2 protein-coding genes and 1 pseudogene are annotated in these 2,708 nt (G+C 61.0%); all 3 read left to right on the plus strand.

Translation table 11 applies throughout. From position 1 onward, the window contains the following. A pseudogene (locus tag D180_RS02220) lies at positions 1 to 352 on the plus strand (chemotaxis protein); the annotation flags it as partial. A 73-nt stretch (positions 353 to 425) separates the two neighbouring features. Next, complete coding sequence (locus D180_RS02225; RefSeq protein WP_017911496.1) at positions 426 to 902, plus strand: chemotaxis protein CheW; 477 nt, start codon at positions 426 to 428, stop codon at positions 900 to 902. A gap of 370 nt (positions 903 to 1,272) precedes the next feature. Then, a partial coding sequence (locus tag D180_RS23735; protein ID WP_198526501.1) for an RHS repeat domain-containing protein occupies positions 1,273 to 2,708 on the plus strand: 1,436 nt, incomplete at its 3' end.

The raw sequence follows: 2,708 nt of genomic DNA on the forward strand, positions 1-2,708 counted from the left end.
GGTGCTGCTGGCCGAGGCCGGCGAGCCGGTCGTTCCCGGCAACGTCTACATCCTGCCCGACGACGTCGGCGTGCACGGCACCGCCGGCCTGCGCTTCGTCGCCCAGGACGCCGGCGCCTCGGTGGTCGCCGGCCTGCCGGCCGCGCACAGCGCGGTGCTGCTGCTCAGCGGCAGCGACCCGCAGCAGGTGGATGCGGTGCTGGCGCTGGCCGCGCAGGGCGCCTGGGTGGCCGGGCAATCCGGCGACGGCTGCTACGACCCCGCCGCCGGCGCGCACCTGATCCTGCAGGGCCATCCCGGCGGCGATCCGGCGCAACTGGCCCAGGCCTTGACCGCACGGTGGAGCGGCTGAGCGAGGCGGCACACGCCATTCACCGCTGCGCCCGCATCGCGCGTTTTTTCCGCTTTCAGGACGAAGTCACTCCATGAGCAGCTACGCCAGCAACGACGAAATCCGCGGTGTCCTCATCCTGGCCGGCAGCGAGCGCGTGTTGCTGCCCAACGCCACCATCGCCGAAGTGATGTCGCGCGTCCCGGTCGAACCGCTGCCCGACGCCCCGCACTGGCTGCTCGGCCAGATCGCCTGGTACGGCTGGAAAGTGCCGCTGGTCTCCTTCGCCCGCCTGACCGGCCTGGGCGCCGAGATCGTGGCCGCCAACAACAAGATCGTCGTGCTCAAGGCCCTGGGCGGCAACCCCGACCTGCCGTACGTGGCACTGCTCACCCAATCCTTCCCGCAACTGATCTCCGTCCCCCGCGACGGCCTGCTCGCCGACGCCTCCGAAGAAACCCTCCCGCCCGGCGTGCACATGCGCGTGCTGCTGGGCGAGCAGAGCGCCTTGCTGCCGGATCTGGAGGCGATCGAGGGGATGGTGGTGGAGCGGTTTGCGGCGATCATCTAGATCGGCAGCCGTCTTGCAACGGCCTTGCTTCTGACTGCGTACCGCAACCATCCTGGCCGATGCTATGCGCGCTTGAGCGAAAGCCGCAGCGGCTTGTTGCCAGTGGATAGGGCCATCGTCTAGCATCGCTTCTCGTAATGACAAGGATTGTCGTATGCGCAACGTGCGTGTTCCGTTCGTTTTAGAGCTTCGCCCAGGGATGAAGCGGCCTGCCCAGTGTCGGGTATCTCCCCCAAGCCTTCCGATTTCGTTTCCCTTTCCAGTCGCTGATTGGCTGCGTCAGGTTGCGCACCATGTGGAGATTGGTCGTGTCCGATGTATGCGATCGGCAGACGGTTTGACTCACTTTGGCAATCGTCGACTCGACTGGATGGATTTCCTGCAAGGACGCGCAATGATCAATATACATCGCAATCGCATATCTTTTGCTAGCTGCTTCGCTTTGGTGGCGGTGCTGTTTTTTCTGCTGGCGAATTCTGCGTTCGCCGCGACAGAAGGAAAGAAACAGCAGTTTCTCGTTCGCGACATGTATGGAAATGATCATGGTACCTACGACACGCAAGTGCAGGCAGAAGCCGCGATCAAGATGATTTCCGGGCCGCAGGGCATGGAAGATGTCTATAAGTACGTCGATACGATCAAAAACGAAGTGATTCGTGAAAATGGGACTGCGCTGATTACCTACTGGATGGGGCGCAAGAGGGCAAATGATGAGGGCTGGCGATACGCTCCCTATGGAGATCCTGCTCCAGATTCTGAAGAAAAGGAAGTGAAAGCACTAATTGACCATTTTGTGTCTGAATCTTCTCAGTGCGGAGTGGATCTGAGTGCAAGTCCTACGGGTGACTGGGTTGGCTCGCCAGATCAAGGTCCTTATCCTCAATATGATTGGGGGCTTGAGTATCAACATAGGGCTTATCAAGTTAACGGTTATAGTGAAGTTGATTGTGGGCGAATTCAATACGAGGTGGAGTTGCAAAGAAGGAGGCGTTCCGAATGCCCGAACGATTACATGAGCTGGCATATAAGTGATCAGGCGTGCACTAATAAAGAAATTTTCGCCACCGTCGAAGTATCGACGCTGCAGTGCGGCGGCGAGAAAAGTAATGGCGGTGGCCCGGTTAGTGGCGGAAATTCCGGCATGGTCGGTAACCCCTGCGACGTCAAGACCGGCGAGAAATTCCAGACCGAGCGCGACCTGGATCTGGGCTGGATCACCCTGACGCGCTATTACCACTCAGGCATCGCACTGAATACCGGTGGATTCGGCCCCGGCTGGACCTTCTCGCACAGCTTGCACCTGACCATCCAGGGCGACGCGCTGGGCCTGATCGAGGGTAGCGGCTATGCCGTGCCGTTCCGCAAGATGGGAGCCGAGTATCGCGCGGCCAATGCCTCGGGCGAACGCATCGTCGCCAACGGCGACCAGTGGGTGCTGTATCGCCAGGATGCCATCTACACCTTCGATGCCAAGGGCAATCTGGTCTCGCGCATGGCCGAGGATGGCAGCGGATGGGTGTACGGCTATAACGCGCGTGGGCGCTTGCAGAGCATCGCCTCGCTGCAGGGGCGCTCCATCGAACTGGTGTATGCCGACGACAACGACGATGCGCTGATCACCGGCATCGTCTCCGGTGGGGTGCAGTTGGCCAGCTACGGCTACGACCAGCAGCGCCTTGCGAGCGTCACCTATGCCGATGGCAAAAGTCGGATCTATCACTATGAAGACACGCGCTTCCCGCGCCATCTTACCGGCGTGACCACGGAAGATGGCCAGCGCTTCAGCACCTTCGCCTACGACGAGGT

Origin of the sequence: Xanthomonas sp. SHU 166 (assembly GCF_000364685.1) — a bacterium.
Taxonomy (GTDB): Bacteria; Pseudomonadota; Gammaproteobacteria; order Xanthomonadales; family Xanthomonadaceae; genus Xanthomonas_A; species Xanthomonas_A sontii.

What these genes read in the sequence shown, in the direction of transcription:
- D180_RS02225 (WP_017911496.1), top strand. Translation starts at nt 426, where the DNA reads ATGAGCAGCTACGCCAGCAACGACGAAATCCGCGGTGTCCTCATCCTG.